Below are 14,484 nucleotides of genomic sequence, written 5' to 3' on the forward strand. Positions count from 1 at the left end.
GCGCGCAAGCTCTGACATTAGAACGGAATATCCTCATCCCCGCCGGATGGGGCGCCGCCCGACATCGCCGCACCGCTCGGTGCTCCACTAAACTCCTCGGATGGTGCGCCGTCGTCGCGCTTGCTGCCGAGCATCAAAAACTGGAAGGCGACTACTTCGGTGAAATACTTGCGGTTTCCGTCCTTGTCATCGTAGGTACGAGTTTCCAGACGTCCTTCGACATAGATTTGACGTCCCTTCTTAAGGTATTGCTGCGCGACTTCGGCCGAGCGTCCCCAAACCTTGATGTTGTGCCACTGCGTGTCCTCTTTGTCGGCACCGTCCTTATCCTTCCATCGTCTGGAGGTCGCCAGTGAAAACGTGGTAACCGCTTGGCCGCCGGGGGTGTACTTCATTTCCGGGTCTTTGCCGAGATTGCCGATGAGCATGACTTTGTTTAGAGACGCCATGGTATTCCTCCTGGAGAACGGCTGTATCTACCTCCACACGGTCCGACACCACTTGACCCGGCCCTGAGAGTCCGAGCCCGATCCCGTTGTCCGCCGTCGATCCGCCCCGCCCCTGCCTCGGATGCCGTATCAAAAGACGCGACGGCAATGGGGTCAATCGTTTTGTGTACAAGATGACTGACCGTTTTTGTCAGTACGAAATCGTCGTGAGGCGCTTGACGGCGAGGCGGTTTTGGGTCAGATTCCCGGCACCCTGACGGCGGAATACACACGATGAAACGACTTCGCGTTGCAATCGATCAGATGGCCCCGGTCCTGGGCGACATCGACGCCAATATCAAGTCACACCAGGATGCGGTCCGCTGGGCGAAAAGCAAGAAAGCGGAATTGCTGATTTTCCCGGAATTGTCACTTTCCGGGTACCACGTGCGCGGCATGGTCCCGCATGTGGCGCTGGCCGCCCAGGGGCGTCACTTAAAGAAGCTGGCGGAGTCGGCCGGATCGCTCGGGGTCATTGCCGGATTCGTCGAGAAGTCGACGGACGGGCAGTTCTATAATTCTGCCGCTTACATCCGTGACGGACGAGTCCAGGGCGTGCAGCGCAAGCTGTTCCTGCCCAACTATGGAATGTTCGATGAGAAGCGCTTCTTTGCATCCGGGCATCGTGTGTCGCCGTTTGAGATGCCGTGGGGACGGGTCGGTGTTCTGATCTGCTTTGACGCGCTGCATCCGGCGGCGGCGTATCTCTTCGAACAGGCAGGCGCCCGTGTGTTGGTGACCATCTCCGCATCGCCGATGCGGGGGATTCGTTCCGATGGCTCCATGTCGGCCGAGGAGTCATTCCGATTGGCGCAGAGAGCGCACGCGCGACTGTTGGGGTTGGTCACCATCCTCGTCAATCGCGTGGGGACAGAGGAGGGGCTGACATTCTGGGGCGGGTCGCACGTGTACGATCCCTTTGGCGACGAGCTGCTGTCGATGCCGACGTACGAGCCGCAGCGCGCCATCTGCGATATCGATTTGGAGACTGTCTCCCGGGCGCGCACACTGTTCCCGCATCTGAAAGAGGGGCGGCCTGGATTCGTGCTGCAGGAGATGTGGCGGCTGCGCATGGGAAGCGACGGCGACGTGGCCCAGCGTCCGCCCAATCCGATCGTGGCCGGCGGCACCGACTGATGATCCGCACCATCGACGATATCGATCTGTCGCTGGATGACGCGCAGGCCGTCGGCGTCATCTGCAATTTCATCGTCGATCAATTCCATAAGAAGGGTTTCTACGCCGCCGTCATCGGACTATCGGGAGGGCTGGATTCGGCTCTGGGAGTCGCTGTGGCCGCGGAGGCGCTGGGGCCGCGCCATGTGACCGCGCTGGCGATGCCGAGCGCGGAATCGAGCAAAGCCAGTCTGGAGGATGCCCGTCTGGTCGCGAAACAGTGCGGCGTTCGCCTGCTGGTCGAGCCGATCGACGCCATGGAGCATGCTCTCTTCGATGGCACAACAGGTGTCGATCGCGTGCGAATCGGCAATGCCGCGGCGCGATTCCGTATGATTCGCCTGTTTGATCACTCACACCGACACCACGCGTTGGTCATCGGCACATCGAACAAAACGGAGTTGCTGTTGGGTTACGGCACGTGGTATGGCGATCTCGCCTCTGCGGTCAATCCCATCGGCGATCTGTTCAAAACCCAGGTCCGCGAGATGGCATCGTTTCTCGCGCTGCCGCAGCGCATCATCGACAAGCCGCCGTCCGCCGATCTCTGGCCTGGGCAAACCGACGAAGGGGAGATCGGCTACGACTATGAAACGATCGACAAGCTGCTCTATCTGTTGGTCGACCGGGAATTCTCACTGGAAGCAACGTTGGGAGTCGGATTCAAGGAAACGATGGTGCGCGACATCATCCGGCGTGTGACCGCCAGTCAGTTCAAACGCTCACTACCTGCCATTCCCAAGATTTCGCTCAAGACGGTCGGCATCGATTTCCATCTCGCCCGCGACTGGGGACATTAAACCCGCGTCGGCCCGCGATCTATGTCCACTCGCACTCCGTCAGCCGATGCCGGCCAATCCGGCATTCTCTACGTCGTCGCGACACCCATCGGCAACCTCGATGACTTCTCCCTTCGGGCGGCCGAGATTCTGCGTTCGGTCGAGCTGATCCTGTGTGAGGACACGCGACGGGCGCGGATCCTCCTGTCGCGCCATGACATTCAGTCGCGCTTGCAGTCTCTCCATGAGCACAATGAACGCCGGCAAGTCCCCGCCCTTTTGTTCCGCCTGGCGGCTGGTGAGACGATCGCGCTGATTTCCGACGCCGGGACGCCGACCATCTCCGATCCCGGTTACAATCTCATCACCGCCGCCGTCGATGCCGGAGCGCGCGTTGTGCCGATCCCCGGACCGTCAGCGGTGACCGCGATTCTGTCGGTTGCCGGGCTGCCGACCGACCGGTTTGTGTTCGAAGGATTCCTGCCGATGCGCTCTGGGAAGCGACAGCGTCGGATCGCTGAGTTGGCCATAGAGCCGCGTACGATCGTGTTGTTTGAATCCCCGCACCGCATTGTTCGTCTCTTGGCCGAATTATATGGCGCGTGGGGTGAGCGGCGCGCCTGCCTCGGCCGCGAGCTGACTAAACGATTCGAAGAAATCCGTCACGGCACGCTCGCCGAACTGAGCCAATGGGCCGAATCGCATACCCTGCGTGGAGAAATTGTTCTCGCGGTAGCGGGGGCATCGGACTGATTCTCCCACCGTAACTGTTCGAGCCGACGCTCGCCGGTTGATACCCGCGCGCAGTCAGCGTACCTTCGCACGCCATGCAACACAGCCGATCGCACAACCTGTGGCGACGCTACATTGAGCGCGCGTCCATTCTGGACCGCTTGATGGCGGCGTACATATTCGCGTTTACGCTCGGTCTGGCGGTCTTCGATTTCGGGAATGCGTCGTTCTGGCCGAGGGTCCTGATTCATTGTGCGCTCCTCTTCCTCATATTTCTCACCATCATAAACTGGGGCGGCCGCACTGCGGGCGTCCGCGGATTCATCCGTCAGCTCTATCCCGTCTTGCTGTACCCTTTTCTCTATTTGCAAACGCAAGTGGCGGTCCACTGGGTGTTTCCCGGGTTCCTCGATCGGCAGATTGTCGCGCTCGAAAACGCTCTTTTCGGCGTCGATCCGAACATCTGGCTGACACAGTTTGAGTCGCCGTGGATCAACGAGTGGATGATGATGGGATACTTCAGCTATTACCCGCTGTTGTTCGTCACCGTGCTGCCGCTGCACTTAACCGGACGGATTCGCGAGGTGCGGCGTATCCTTTTGGGCTGTTCGATCGCCTTTGTCATCTCCTATATCGGGTTTGTCCTTTATCCGTTGGAAGGACCACGCTACTTTCTGGCCGACCGGCTGTCACCGGGGCTGGAGGGATGGCTGTTCGTGCCGCTGGTGAACATGGTGATCGACACGGGTGCCATCCACGGCGGCTGCATGCCGTCCTCGCACACAGCGGTGGCGTTGGTCGTGATGTTTTGGATGTGGCGTATCCGTCGGCGCCTGGCATGGGTGCTCTTACCGTTCGTGGCGACATTGGTGATTGCGACAATGTGGGGGCGCTTCCATTACCTCAGCGATGTCGTGATCGGGGCATTGATCGGAGTCGCCGCGTATCTTGTGTCGGCCCGTATCGATGACCGCTCCGCTCACGAGAGAACAGCAGGCACGAGCAGCGGGGAGCAATCGAGGCAAACGCGCGTGTCAACGGTAACCGCTTCTCCGGGTTAGAATCAGACAATGTGCCCTGAGTTTTTCCATGTCGGTCCCATGGCGATTCGCGCCTACGGCGTCACACTCGCGCTGTCCTTTCTGATCGGGTTGTGGATTGTCCGTCGTCAGGCCCGTGTGATCGGACTCGATCCGGAACGCATCGCGAATCTCGCGTTTGTGCTCATCTTGTTCGGAGTGATCGGCGGACGGCTCGGTTACGTTCTCTATCACCTCGATTACTTCACCGACCACCCGCTGTCGATCATCAACCCATTCGGCAACGATGGCAACTTCGGCATTGCCGGCCTGAACCTGCAGGGAGGGTTGGTGCTCGGATTGATCGCCGGCGCCCTGTATCTGCGTCGCCGGCGAATCTCGATTGCCGCCGGGCTGGACGCGGTGGTACCGGCAGTGGGTTTCGGCATTTTTCTGACACGAATCGGCTGTTTCCTCAATGGCTGCTGCTTCGGCGTCCCGACCGATTCGTTCCTGGGTGTTCGTTTCCCGGCCGACTCACCGGTGCATGCCGTCTTTGGTGCCGAAGCGGTCCACCCGACCCAATTGTATTCCTCGGCGTACGGTCTGGCTTTATTCGTGCTGCTGTCGTTCGTAAACCGAAAGTGGTACCGCGCAGGACGTACGATTGGACTGTTTTTTGTCCTGGAGTCGATCATGCGCATCGCCATCGAACCATTGCGCTATTACGAAGGGGAGATGCTGCTGGAATCGGGCGCTTCACGTGTGACTTACAACCAGATTGTCGGACTGGGGCTATTGGTCGTCGGGCTGATGTTCCTGTTCCACCGCCGCACGGCCCAGCGGGCTCCAAGCGATACGGCGCAAGCCAGTTAGGAACCAAGGGGGAAACGTCTTGACCCCCGGAATCGCCCTCGGATATATTCGGAAGTCCCGCGCCGTGTTCACCCAACACGCTGTCGCCCAACGACAAAGATGAGGGCGGACCCGACGGCGGGGATATTCATCATGCATCACGAGCGACGGCCATCGTATGAGGCGTTCTCCATCCCATACGGTCGTGTTTGCCTGAAACTGGGGCTGACTCCCAACATCCTGACCGTGCTCGGCCTTCTGACTGGAGCGGTCGCGGCGGTTGCATTCTGGCACGAGTGGTTTATTCCCGGCGTTGTGCTGATGCTGTTGGCCGCGCTCTGGGATATGCTCGACGGCGCCACGGCCCGAGCCGGCAATCTCGGCACGACATTCGGCGGCGTGCTCGACCACACCGTCGATCGCGCCGGTGAGTTCCTCGTCATTGCCGGAATCGTCATGTCCGGTCACGTCGCGGCCGGCTGGGGGCTGTTGGCGTTGTTTGCCATGTGGTCGTCATCGTACGTCCGCGCGGTCGCCGAATCCAAAGGCGGGCTCCCGACGTGCGCCGTCGGAATCGCCGGTCGATTGGAAAAGTTTGCCATTATCATCGCCGGAGCGGTCTGCGAGATTTTTTGGCCATACCAGGCCCTGACGGTGGCGATGATCGTGGTCACGGTAATCTCGCTGGTGACCACTATTCAGCGCCTCGTGTTTACATACCAGGAACTCCAGAAGAGGGCCTGAGCCGATATGTTGGCCGCCTACGGAAATCCCGTTTACGATGTGATCCGCACCCCCTGGGTCGAAACGCGCGGCCGCGTGCTCTCCGGGTGCGCGACCAATGCCGCGCTCGTTTACGCACGACTCGGCGGCACCGTGCATGTCACCGGACGGAGTGGCCGTGATCACCTCGCTGACTACTCCGCTGTCATGGCGCTGGATGGCATTGTGACGCAGACGGAACCGTGTGCGCAGACCGGGGGGTTCCGACTGACGTACGACGCACAAGGTCGCCGCGATCTGCAAGTCCTGGGCGTGGCGGAGCCGATCGGCGCGGCCAACGACGCCATCGATGATGCCGATTTCGTCTTCATCGGCCCGGTCATGCAGGAGACGCCGTTTGATTTAATCCGTGACATCCGCCATCGTACCGATGCCACGATGCTCTTGGATCCGCAGGGTCTTCTGCGCCGGATCGGCAAGGACGGATTCATCGAGCATTTCAAACCTGAAGGGATTGAAGCGATTTGCGCTTTGTTCGATATTGTCAAACCGAACGAACTGGAAACCGAGACTCTGACCGGAATCGATCCGCGCCGTGATCTCGACGGCGCCGCGTCGATGCTAAAGAGTTGGGGCATACCGACGGTGGTGATCACGCTGGCCGAATTGGGCTCATACATCGTCAACGACGAGGGCAGTTGGCGCATCCAGGCAATCCCAACGTGTGCCATCGACTCGACCGGCGCCGGCGATTCGTATGCCGGCGGGCTGATGTATGCGCGTTCGGTCGGAATCAACTGGGCCGACGCCGGTCGATTGGCCACCGCGGTGTCCTCGACGATGATTCGGTCTTGCGGCCCGGAGTTCTCGATGACGCGCTCGGCCATGGACACGCTGTCGCGGTCGGTCGTACTGGAAGCATCAGCACCCGCTCTCTCGGGTGTTTGACCACGGAATCTGATTGATCTCGCACAGGCCGGCCGGTGTGCCGCCTGTGCCGTTGAGAGGAGTAACGATGTCATCGTCATCGAAAGTGCGTGTCGCAATTATCGGTGTGGGAAACTGCGCTTCGTCATTCGTGCAGGGGGTCCACTTTTACCGGAATGCCAAAAGCGACGAGTTCGTGCCGGGACTGATGCATGTCAACCTTGGCGGCTACCACATCTCCGACATCGAGTTTGTGGCCGCCATCGATATCGACCGCAACAAAGTCGGCAAGGACTTAAGCGAGGCCATCTACACCAAGCCCAACAACACATTCCGGTTCTGCGAAGTCCCGAAGGCCGGTCTCACCGTTCAACGCGGCATGACACACGATGGCCTTGGCCTGTACCTGTCCCGCATCATCGAGAAGGCGCCCGGCGACACGGTCGACATCGTCAAGCTCCTGCGCGAGACCGGCACCGATGTTGTTGTCAACTACCTGCCCGTCGGTTCCGAGGAAGCGACGAAATGGTATGTCGAGCAGGTATTGGAGGCCGGCTGCGGCTTCGTCAACTGCATCCCGGTTTTTATTGCGCGGGAAAAGTACTGGCAGAGCCGCTTTGAAAAGAAGGGTTTGCCGGTCATTGGCGATGACATCAAGTCACAGGTCGGCGCCACCATCGCCCATCGCGTCATGACCCGCCTGTTTCGTGAACGAGGCGTCAAATTGCTGCGCACGTCCCAGCTCAATGTCGGCGGCAACACCGACTTCTACAACATGCTGGAACGCTCGCGCCTCGAATCGAAGAAAATCTCCAAAACCAACGCGGTGACCTCGCAGCTCGACTACGATCTTGGCGAGGATAACATCCACATCGGCCCGTCTGACTATGTGGCCTGGCTGACCGACCGCAAGTGGGCGTACATCCGCATGGAAGGGGAGACCTTCGGCGGGGTCCCGCTCAATATCGAAATGAAAATGGAAGTCTGGGATTCGCCGAATTCGGCCGGCGTCGTCATCGACGCGGTTCGTTGCTGCAAGCTGGCACTCGATCACAAGATCAAAGGAGCGCTGACCGGACCATCGGCCTACTTTAAGAAATCGCCCCCGATCCAGTACACCGACGAGGAGGCGCGGCGCATGACCGAAGAGTTCATCGAAACGTATAGGCGCACGGATATTCCGAAGCCGCAACGCGCCAAACAGCCGGAATTGGAACCGGTCGGGCCGCGCGCCGCGGTCGGCGTCAAGTCGTAATCATCCGCATCGTGGACACTGTGCCGGTGAGCCCATCACAGTTCATCTTAAGGGAAAGGGCCGATCACGGCCCTTTTTCGTTTATGCACGACCAATGACGATACCGTCGCATTCTCGCCGACGCGGACTCTTCATCGTCGTCGAAGGTCCCGATGCATCCGGGAAGACGACGCTGGCGCGGCGGCTGATGGCCCACTACCGACACATCGGCTGCGCTGTCTGCGCCGTGCGCGAACCCGGCGGGACGCGTGTCTCCGAACGCATTCGCCGGATTCTTCTCGACCCCAAAGCCGCGATCAATGCCCGTTCTGAGCTCTTTTTGTATCTCGCCGCACGAGCGCAATTAGTCGACGAAGTGATCCGTCCGGCGAAGAATCTGGGCGCCATCGTGATCGCCGACCGTTTTTCCCTTTCGACGTTGGCGTATCAATCAGGCGGACGTCGCCTCCCGCTTAAGACCGTCCGTGCGGCTGATGATCTGGCGCGTGACGGGTTGCGACCCGATCTGACGATCGTCCTGGGTGTCACCGCCGCGCAGCAACGTGCGCGACGTCATCCATCGCGCCGGCGCGACCGAATCGAACGAGAAACGGCGCCGTTTTTTGCCCGTGTTCGCCGCGCATACGCACGATTCGGAAAAGGCGGGACACGACAGCTCGTCATCGATTCGGGCATCGGCGCCAATGCCGTGTACAACGAGGCGCTGGCCGCAATTGATCGGCTCAACAAGCGAGCCCGCAGACGGTGAGTTGTCGGCATGGAGAGCATTGAACCTCAATCCTCGCAGATTTCGCCATTTCGTCCGCCGACGGTCGCCGGTCTTGTCATTGCCGTCCTCACAGTTGCCCTGATCGTCGCCGGCGCCTTCTGGATTCGCGGTGACCGGCGTTATCAGTCCAGCGTGATCCTGACCGCGGCGGCGAATCTGATATTATCTCGAGCCGCGGTCTTGCCCGAACCACACGCGCTCTTCGAGGCCGCCGCCGAGGGGATGATCTCGACGCTCGATCCCTTCTCGGCTTTCATGCCGCCGGATGAATACGAGTATTTCGCTGAGGAAACCGGCGGCAGTTATGTCGGCATCGGTGTCGAGTTTCGCGTGGCTCGTCCCAATGTGGTCATCGTCCACGTCTATCCGCAGAGCCCTGCGTCGGATGCGATGATCCGTGCCGGAGATCGAATCCTGCGGATCGACAGCATTCCCATGAGTGGTAAGACCGTCTCCGAAGTCGTGGAGGCGATGCGCGGAGATGTCGACGAACCGGTCACCCTGTTTCTCGAATCGACCACGGACCAGACACGACACGTCACGCTGTACCGACGACGCATTACGGTCACGCCATTCCCGGTCGCGGGAGTCAATTTGTCGGGGATCGCCTATATCCGTTGGGCGCAGTTTTCTGAAGGCTCAGGCGATCGACTGGCGGCGCTCATGGCCGATCTGGCCATGGCCGAACCGATCGGCTTGGTGCTCGATTTGCGGGGCAACCCCGGCGGGTTGCTGGAAGAAGCAGTCGCCGGGGCGGAGAGTTTCCTGCCGCCCGCATCGGTTGTTTGCCGACTGCGGGCGAGGAGCTCCCGGGCCGTTTTGGAGTTTGTCACCGATTCGACGCCAGGGCAATACACAGGGCCCCTGATCTGCCTGATCGACGAAGCATCGGCATCGGCGGCCGAAGTCCTCGTCTCCGCATTGCATGATCACGGCCGAGCCATCAGCATCGGACGCGCCAGCTTCGGCAAGAGTTGGGCGCAATCGATGTTTCCCATCGCCGACGCCGGCATGCTGCGCCTCTCCACCGCGATACTCGAATCACCATCGGGCGCGCCGGTCGCGCGGGAGATGTGGGCTGCCGCGTTGACTGACGAATCGGATCCCGAAGGCCGTTGGGCGCCCGGGCGGGGGATCAATCCCGATACGGCGGTCCTCGTCGCCGAACCGGGGCCCTGGGAGCTGGCGCTGGCGGAGAGCGGCGGGTTTTCAGAATTCGAGACGATGGTATTGTCCGATCAATTCGGGGACGTGATTTATGACTCGGAGGACGTCCTGGAGTCGCTTTGGGACTGGTGTCTTCAGACGGGCCGTATTCCAGTCGCGACCGGTGGGGACCTGATTGCGGAGATCAAGCGCGTTTCCGAGTCCGGCACGATTCATGACGACTCTGGATTCGCGACGCTGCGTGACGCCCTTGGGGATGCCTGGGACTCAGACAGTCGCCTGCTGTTCGCGCGGGAGTCGGATCGACTGCTGCAACGCATCTGGGAGCAGCATCTGCTCAACAACGAACGCCCCGACCCGGCGGAGTTGTCATCCTACTTCGATCTGGATCCCGATTGCATGATTGCGCGCGACCTTCTGGAAGTCATCGACGCGTACGAACGACTGCTGGGTCGTTCGAAGAGTGCCGCCGCTGTTTCTGCGCGCGCGGCCGAATAGCCGGCCGAATCGACCATGCCTGACTTCATCTTATTGCTCGCACTGGGCATCGTCGTGGGGATCTCCGGGGCGACATTGGGAGTGGGGGGCGGCTTCATCACAGTCCCTGTCTTGTTCGGAGTTCTCGGTTGGCCCATGACGGCGGCGGTCGCGGCCAGCCATTTTTGCACGGTGGCCGTTTCCATTCCGGCAACGGCGCGATATGAATCGGAGGGACTGGTCGACTGGGACACCGGCGTCATGATGGGTGGCGCGACCCTGGTGGGAAGCGGAATCGGGGCCTATTCCATGCGCAGTACGCCGACCATTCTGGTTGCCATTCTCTTTGGCGTCGTCTGCGTCATTGCCGGGATTCGCATGTGGCGTCCAGAGCGGGACAGCGCGGATTCTCTTTCTGACCGGTTACTGTCTCGCAGGCGTCGGATGTGGCAGTCCATTCCGGCCTTCGTATTGGTCGGGGCCGTGTCTGGTATTGCCGGCCTGGGAGGCGGCGTGATGATAGTCCCGCTGTTGTCGAGTGTCCTGTTGCTGCCGACCCGTCGGGCGTTGGCGACGTCTGCATTCATGATCGGTATAACCAGTTGCATGGCGGGATCGATCTACTTTGCTCAGGGTCAGCTTGTCCCCGAGGCGACAACGCTCTTGGTGGCCGGTGTGTTGCCGGGCGCAATCATCGGCGCGGCGATGCAGCGTCGCTGGTCGGCTTTGGCGCTGCGGCGTGTCTTTGCCCTGCTGTTGCTCGCCTTTGCATTGCGGGTCATCTGGCGTGCCCTCAACGGCAACGGTGCATGATCGATCAATCGGAGGCCGGTCATCAACCCACGTGCGCCATCGAATCACGTCTACCGGTTGGGGACCGCGCTGGTCGCGGTCCTCCTGGCGATCGCGATCATACAGCCGATCATCCGCTCTACGCCGATTGAAACGGCAAATCCGCAATCCGTGTCGTTCACATTGTCGAACATCGCGCTGCTCGGTCTGTGGGCCGTCCCGGTCATCGGGCTCTTGGTAACCGGCATCTTCCGAGTTGGTACTCGATCGCGGGTCGGCGGCGGGTGGCTGGCCATCGGGATTGCCATCGTCCTGTCGGTAATCTGGTTCCTGGTGCGCCCTTGAGGCCGGATGCCGCCACGCATCCCCTCTCGCCGTATCCGATGAAAGCGGTACTTGATCCCGCACGCTCTTATTCAGTAAATGGGACGGCAATGAGACACCACAAATCCCGATGCAAGTTAGGCAGGCAGAGGACCCGCGTCGTTGCAGTTATCATGCTCTCGCTCTTTTGCACGACCACCCTCTCTCCGCCGGCCCTGGCGCAGATTCCAATGCCATCCGATGCCACGAAGCCCGATTCTGAAAACGAGACGGTACCACGTCGTGAAACCGCGCCCGAAATGCGCGCCTACCTCGATCAAGTCGTCGATCCGGTCGAATACCGTGTCGGCCCCGGAGATGTGCTTGCCATCAATATCTGGACCGAGCGCCCGCAGCAATACTCGGTGATGATCACGCCGGAGGCGACCGTGATCGTCCCGACGATCGGCGAGATTTCCGTATCCGAGATGACCTTGGCGCAACTGAAGAGCGCGGTCATCGAACGGTTGCGCTCGTACTATTCAAAGGCAAATGCGACTGTGACCCTGACCGAAATCCGTCGCTTTCGTGTTGCGGTATCCGGCGCCGTCAACATCCCCGGACTCTATGTTGTCTCTGCGAACACGCGCGCGTCCGAAGCGCTGACCACGGCGGGGTTGTCCGCCACGGCGCGCCGACGCGGCATTGAACTGCGGCGGCGGGGCGGCCAACGCCTCGTGGACCTCGACGCATTCGAACGTCGCGGATTCTTGCAGGCCAATCCGTACCTGACCGAGGGGGATGTCCTGTTCGTGCCCTCGCGCGATATTCAGTTCAGCACGATCAGCGTCTCCGGGGCCGTCTTTGAACAGGCCACATTCGATTTCCTGCCCGGGGATTCCGTAGGCGACCTGTTGGATCTTGCCTACGGACTGACGTCGGATGCCGACACCAACAACGTGGAATTGTGGCGGTTTCTCCCCGACGTAGACAGCGCGCGTCACTATACCTGGCCCCCAGGGTCATCGTATTCCGACTGGCGAAAGACGCCCCTGAGAGCCGACGACCGGCTGATCGTGCGCGCGCGTGTGGACTACCGTCCCAAGGAGGCGGTCGAGGTCATCGGTGAAGTGTATCGTCCGGGACAATACGTTTTCACCGGCGATAGCGTCATGCTGAAAGCCGTGATCGACTCGGCGGGGGGCATCACACAGTATGCGGACCTCGAGCATGCGTTCGTGACGCGCACGCAAATCCCGAACTGGTCGCAGGACACGCGTGGCCGCCTGTCGGTCATTCCCGCCGACCTGCGCTCGCGCACCGAGAATGATTGGATGCTGGCGGACGCATTGGCGATTCCGGGGCGCGTGGTGACGGACTTCAAGCGGCTGATCGTAGACCGCGACGAGGCGTTCAACATTGCCCTCTTCGACGGTGATCGCATCTGGATCCCCAGGAGATCGCCGACGGTTAATGTTCTCGGACGCGTCGCTCAACCCGGATTGGTCCCACATGAAGACGGTGCCGATCTGCAATACTATCTCAATCGCGCAGGCGGGTTTTCGTGGCAGGCGGATCGCGGACGCACCTTTCTCCTGAAGGGCGCCACCGGAGCTGCTATCAGGCGCAGCAAGATCGCCTCCATCGAACCCGGCGACACCATTGTGATACCGACCAGGCGCCCGCGAAATCTGTGGGCATCGGTTCGTGAGACGTTGGTCGTGTTCTCCAGTCTCGCGACCATTTATCTCGTCATCGATCAGGCGACCAACTGATGAGTGTTCCGCAGGAATCACCGGCGACCCGGATGTCCGGCGACATGCGAACCGGCAACGGGGAGAGCGGACCCTGGTCGTTCGTCGGATTACTGGTCGCCCATCGCAAGCGGTTGATACAGTATCCGTTGCTGATGTCTCTCGCCGTCGTTCTCCTCTCATTTCTCTTCCCGAATACGTATCGTTCGCAGGTCACAATCCTCCCGCCGGAACGGAACTTTCAAAGCATGACGGAAGTGATGTCCGGGCTGCCGCCAGGGATGTTCGGCAGTGAGATGGCGCTGCCCTTTATGGCCACTCCGTCCGACATCCTGGCCGCCGTTCTGACCTCACAAACGGTTCGAGATGCGGTGACTTCGCGCGAGCGCCTCGCGGCCCGCTGGAATGTACCCGCCGGACTGGCCTCCTCACAGCTGCTGACGCGGACGATCGTCCGGGTGCGACCGACCGGCATCATCGACGTCATGTACGACGACCACGATCGCCACTTCGCCGATACACTGGTCAACAGTCTGGTTGCCTCCGCTGATCTCATCAATCAGGAAATCGCCAACACCAAGGCGCGCCGCACGCGCGAATTCGTCGAGGGCCGCCTTGCGGAAACAACGGTCCAGCTCGATTCGGCCGCCGCTGCACTCGAGCGCTTCCAAAATACCCACCGCACGATCGCGCTGGATGCGGAAGTCACCGCGTTAGTCGAGAACGCCGCCCGGCTGCGGGCGCAGATCACGTCGGATCAAATCGAACTGTCGGTGCTGGAGGAGACGCTCGCGCCCGAACATCCGCGCGTGCGCGCGCTGCGCACGCGCATCAACGAAACGACGCGCAGTCTGCGCGACTGGGAGGCGTCACAATCGCACGATTCCACGCGATCGTTTCTCGGCATGGGGCTTTCGGAGGTGCCGCAGTTGGCACAGGAACTGGCCACACTGATCCGCGATGTCCGTGTCGCGGAAACGCTGTATGAACTGCTCGCACAGCAGTATGAACACGCGCGCATCCAGGAGCGACGTGACACGCCGACGTTCTCTGTACTCGATTGGGCCGTGCACGGCGGACGCAAAGTCGCGCCGCGACGGTCGTTGGTCGGTCTGATGACCTTCGCCGCGATGTTTGCGTTGGTACTGGCATTCTTCCTGGGGCAAATGTACGTTCATCGTCTGGCGGCAAACCGGCCCGAGCGATATCGGATCGTGGTCGGGTTGTGGGAGGAGATTCGTCCACGCCGCAAGCGGGACACATCGTGA

At 60.8% G+C, this 14,484-nt stretch carries 15 protein-coding genes; 14 read left to right on the forward strand and 1 reads right to left on the reverse strand.

Annotated elements, in window-relative coordinates; genetic code table 11:
• Positions 1 to 17: 17 nt before the first annotated feature.
• Positions 18 to 449: a single-stranded DNA-binding protein gene (locus tag VGB22_03430; protein ID HEX9750330.1), complete on the reverse strand. Its 432-nt coding sequence runs from the start codon at positions 447 to 449 to the stop codon at positions 18 to 20.
• 273 nt (positions 450 to 722) lie between these two features.
• Here VGB22_03430 and VGB22_03435 point away from each other — a divergent pair, with 273 nt between their 5' ends.
• The 14 genes from VGB22_03435 to VGB22_03500 all read left to right on the forward strand — a co-directional run bounded on the left by VGB22_03435 (position 723) and on the right by VGB22_03500 (position 14,484).
• Entirely contained in the window at positions 723 to 1,625 is a 903-nt protein-coding gene (locus VGB22_03435; GenBank protein HEX9750331.1) for a nitrilase-related carbon-nitrogen hydrolase, read from the forward strand.
• Positions 1,625 to 2,464 carry an NAD+ synthase gene (locus VGB22_03440; protein ID HEX9750332.1) on the forward strand — a complete coding sequence of 280 codons (840 nt, stop codon included), beginning with the start codon at positions 1,625 to 1,627 and terminating at the stop codon, positions 2,462 to 2,464. Before VGB22_03435 ends, VGB22_03440 begins: the two co-directional genes overlap by 1 nt.
• Before the next feature lie 21 nt (positions 2,465 to 2,485).
• The gene (gene rsmI, locus VGB22_03445) at positions 2,486 to 3,196 is read left to right on the forward strand and encodes a 16S rRNA (cytidine(1402)-2'-O)-methyltransferase (GenBank protein ID HEX9750333.1); all 711 of its coding nucleotides are present in this window, start codon (positions 2,486 to 2,488) and stop codon (positions 3,194 to 3,196) included.
• A gap of 74 nt (positions 3,197 to 3,270) precedes the next feature.
• Positions 3,271 to 4,236 carry a phosphatase PAP2 family protein gene (locus VGB22_03450; GenBank protein ID HEX9750334.1) on the forward strand — a complete coding sequence of 322 codons (966 nt, stop codon included), beginning with the start codon at positions 3,271 to 3,273 and terminating at the stop codon, positions 4,234 to 4,236.
• A 9-nt stretch (positions 4,237 to 4,245) separates the two neighbouring features.
• Positions 4,246 to 5,070: a prolipoprotein diacylglyceryl transferase gene (gene lgt, locus VGB22_03455; GenBank protein HEX9750335.1), complete on the forward strand. Its 825-nt coding sequence runs from the start codon at positions 4,246 to 4,248 to the stop codon at positions 5,068 to 5,070.
• A gap of 132 nt (positions 5,071 to 5,202) precedes the next feature.
• Complete coding sequence (locus VGB22_03460; GenBank protein HEX9750336.1) at positions 5,203 to 5,793, forward strand: CDP-alcohol phosphatidyltransferase family protein; 591 nt, start codon at positions 5,203 to 5,205, stop codon at positions 5,791 to 5,793.
• Between the two features lie 6 nt (positions 5,794 to 5,799).
• A complete protein-coding gene (locus VGB22_03465) occupies positions 5,800 to 6,720 on the forward strand; it encodes a PfkB family carbohydrate kinase (protein ID HEX9750337.1) in 921 nt (306 codons plus the stop codon).
• A gap of 67 nt (positions 6,721 to 6,787) precedes the next feature.
• Entirely contained in the window at positions 6,788 to 7,954 is a 1,167-nt protein-coding gene (locus VGB22_03470; protein HEX9750338.1) for an inositol-3-phosphate synthase, read from the forward strand.
• A 94-nt stretch (positions 7,955 to 8,048) separates the two neighbouring features.
• A complete protein-coding gene (tmk, locus tag VGB22_03475; GenBank protein HEX9750339.1) occupies positions 8,049 to 8,702 on the forward strand; it encodes a dTMP kinase in 654 nt (217 codons plus the stop codon).
• 9 nt (positions 8,703 to 8,711) lie between these two features.
• Positions 8,712 to 10,388, forward strand: coding sequence for a S41 family peptidase (locus VGB22_03480; protein HEX9750340.1), 1,677 nt, complete (start codon positions 8,712 to 8,714; stop codon positions 10,386 to 10,388).
• A 15-nt stretch (positions 10,389 to 10,403) separates the two neighbouring features.
• Positions 10,404 to 11,180 carry a sulfite exporter TauE/SafE family protein gene (locus VGB22_03485; GenBank protein HEX9750341.1) on the forward strand — a complete coding sequence of 259 codons (777 nt, stop codon included), beginning with the start codon at positions 10,404 to 10,406 and terminating at the stop codon, positions 11,178 to 11,180.
• A gap of 57 nt (positions 11,181 to 11,237) precedes the next feature.
• Positions 11,238 to 11,504 (forward strand): hypothetical protein, encoded by a 267-nt coding sequence (locus tag VGB22_03490; protein ID HEX9750342.1) that lies wholly within the window; start codon positions 11,238 to 11,240, stop codon positions 11,502 to 11,504.
• 152 nt (positions 11,505 to 11,656) lie between these two features.
• On the forward strand, positions 11,657 to 13,237 hold the full coding sequence (locus tag VGB22_03495; GenBank protein ID HEX9750343.1) for an SLBB domain-containing protein: 1,581 nt from the start codon (positions 11,657 to 11,659) through the stop codon (positions 13,235 to 13,237).
• Positions 13,237 to 14,484, forward strand: a complete 1,248-nt coding sequence (locus VGB22_03500) for a hypothetical protein (GenBank protein ID HEX9750344.1) — start codon at positions 13,237 to 13,239, stop codon at positions 14,482 to 14,484. Before VGB22_03495 ends, VGB22_03500 begins: the two co-directional genes overlap by 1 nt.

This window comes from Candidatus Zixiibacteriota bacterium, assembly GCA_036397555.1.
Lineage (GTDB): Bacteria > Zixibacteria > MSB-5A5 > WJJR01 > WJJR01 > DATKYL01.

Bases quoted from the DNA above. Each gene is read 5' to 3' on its own strand.
- VGB22_03485 (HEX9750341.1), top strand. From the start codon at position 10,404: ATGCCTGACTTCATCTTATTGCTCGCACTGGGCATCGTCGTGGGGATC.
- VGB22_03450 (HEX9750334.1), top strand. From the start codon at position 3,271: ATGCAACACAGCCGATCGCACAACCTGTGGCGACGCTACATTGAGCGC.
- VGB22_03435 (HEX9750331.1), top strand. From the start codon at position 723: ATGAAACGACTTCGCGTTGCAATCGATCAGATGGCCCCGGTCCTGGGC.
- VGB22_03440 (HEX9750332.1), top strand. From the start codon at position 1,625: ATGATCCGCACCATCGACGATATCGATCTGTCGCTGGATGACGCGCAG.
- VGB22_03465 (HEX9750337.1), top strand. From the start codon at position 5,800: ATGTTGGCCGCCTACGGAAATCCCGTTTACGATGTGATCCGCACCCCC.
- VGB22_03480 (HEX9750340.1), top strand. From the start codon at position 8,712: ATGGAGAGCATTGAACCTCAATCCTCGCAGATTTCGCCATTTCGTCCG.
- VGB22_03460 (HEX9750336.1), top strand. From the start codon at position 5,203: ATGCATCACGAGCGACGGCCATCGTATGAGGCGTTCTCCATCCCATAC.
- rsmI (HEX9750333.1), top strand. From the start codon at position 2,486: ATGTCCACTCGCACTCCGTCAGCCGATGCCGGCCAATCCGGCATTCTC.
- VGB22_03430 (HEX9750330.1), bottom strand. From the start codon at position 449: ATGGCGTCTCTAAACAAAGTCATGCTCATCGGCAATCTCGGCAAAGAC.
- lgt (HEX9750335.1), top strand. From the start codon at position 4,246: ATGTGCCCTGAGTTTTTCCATGTCGGTCCCATGGCGATTCGCGCCTAC.
- VGB22_03500 (HEX9750344.1), top strand. From the start codon at position 13,237: ATGAGTGTTCCGCAGGAATCACCGGCGACCCGGATGTCCGGCGACATG.
- VGB22_03470 (HEX9750338.1), top strand. From the start codon at position 6,788: ATGTCATCGTCATCGAAAGTGCGTGTCGCAATTATCGGTGTGGGAAAC.
- VGB22_03495 (HEX9750343.1), top strand. From the start codon at position 11,657: ATGCTCTCGCTCTTTTGCACGACCACCCTCTCTCCGCCGGCCCTGGCG.
- tmk (HEX9750339.1), top strand. From the start codon at position 8,049: ATGACGATACCGTCGCATTCTCGCCGACGCGGACTCTTCATCGTCGTC.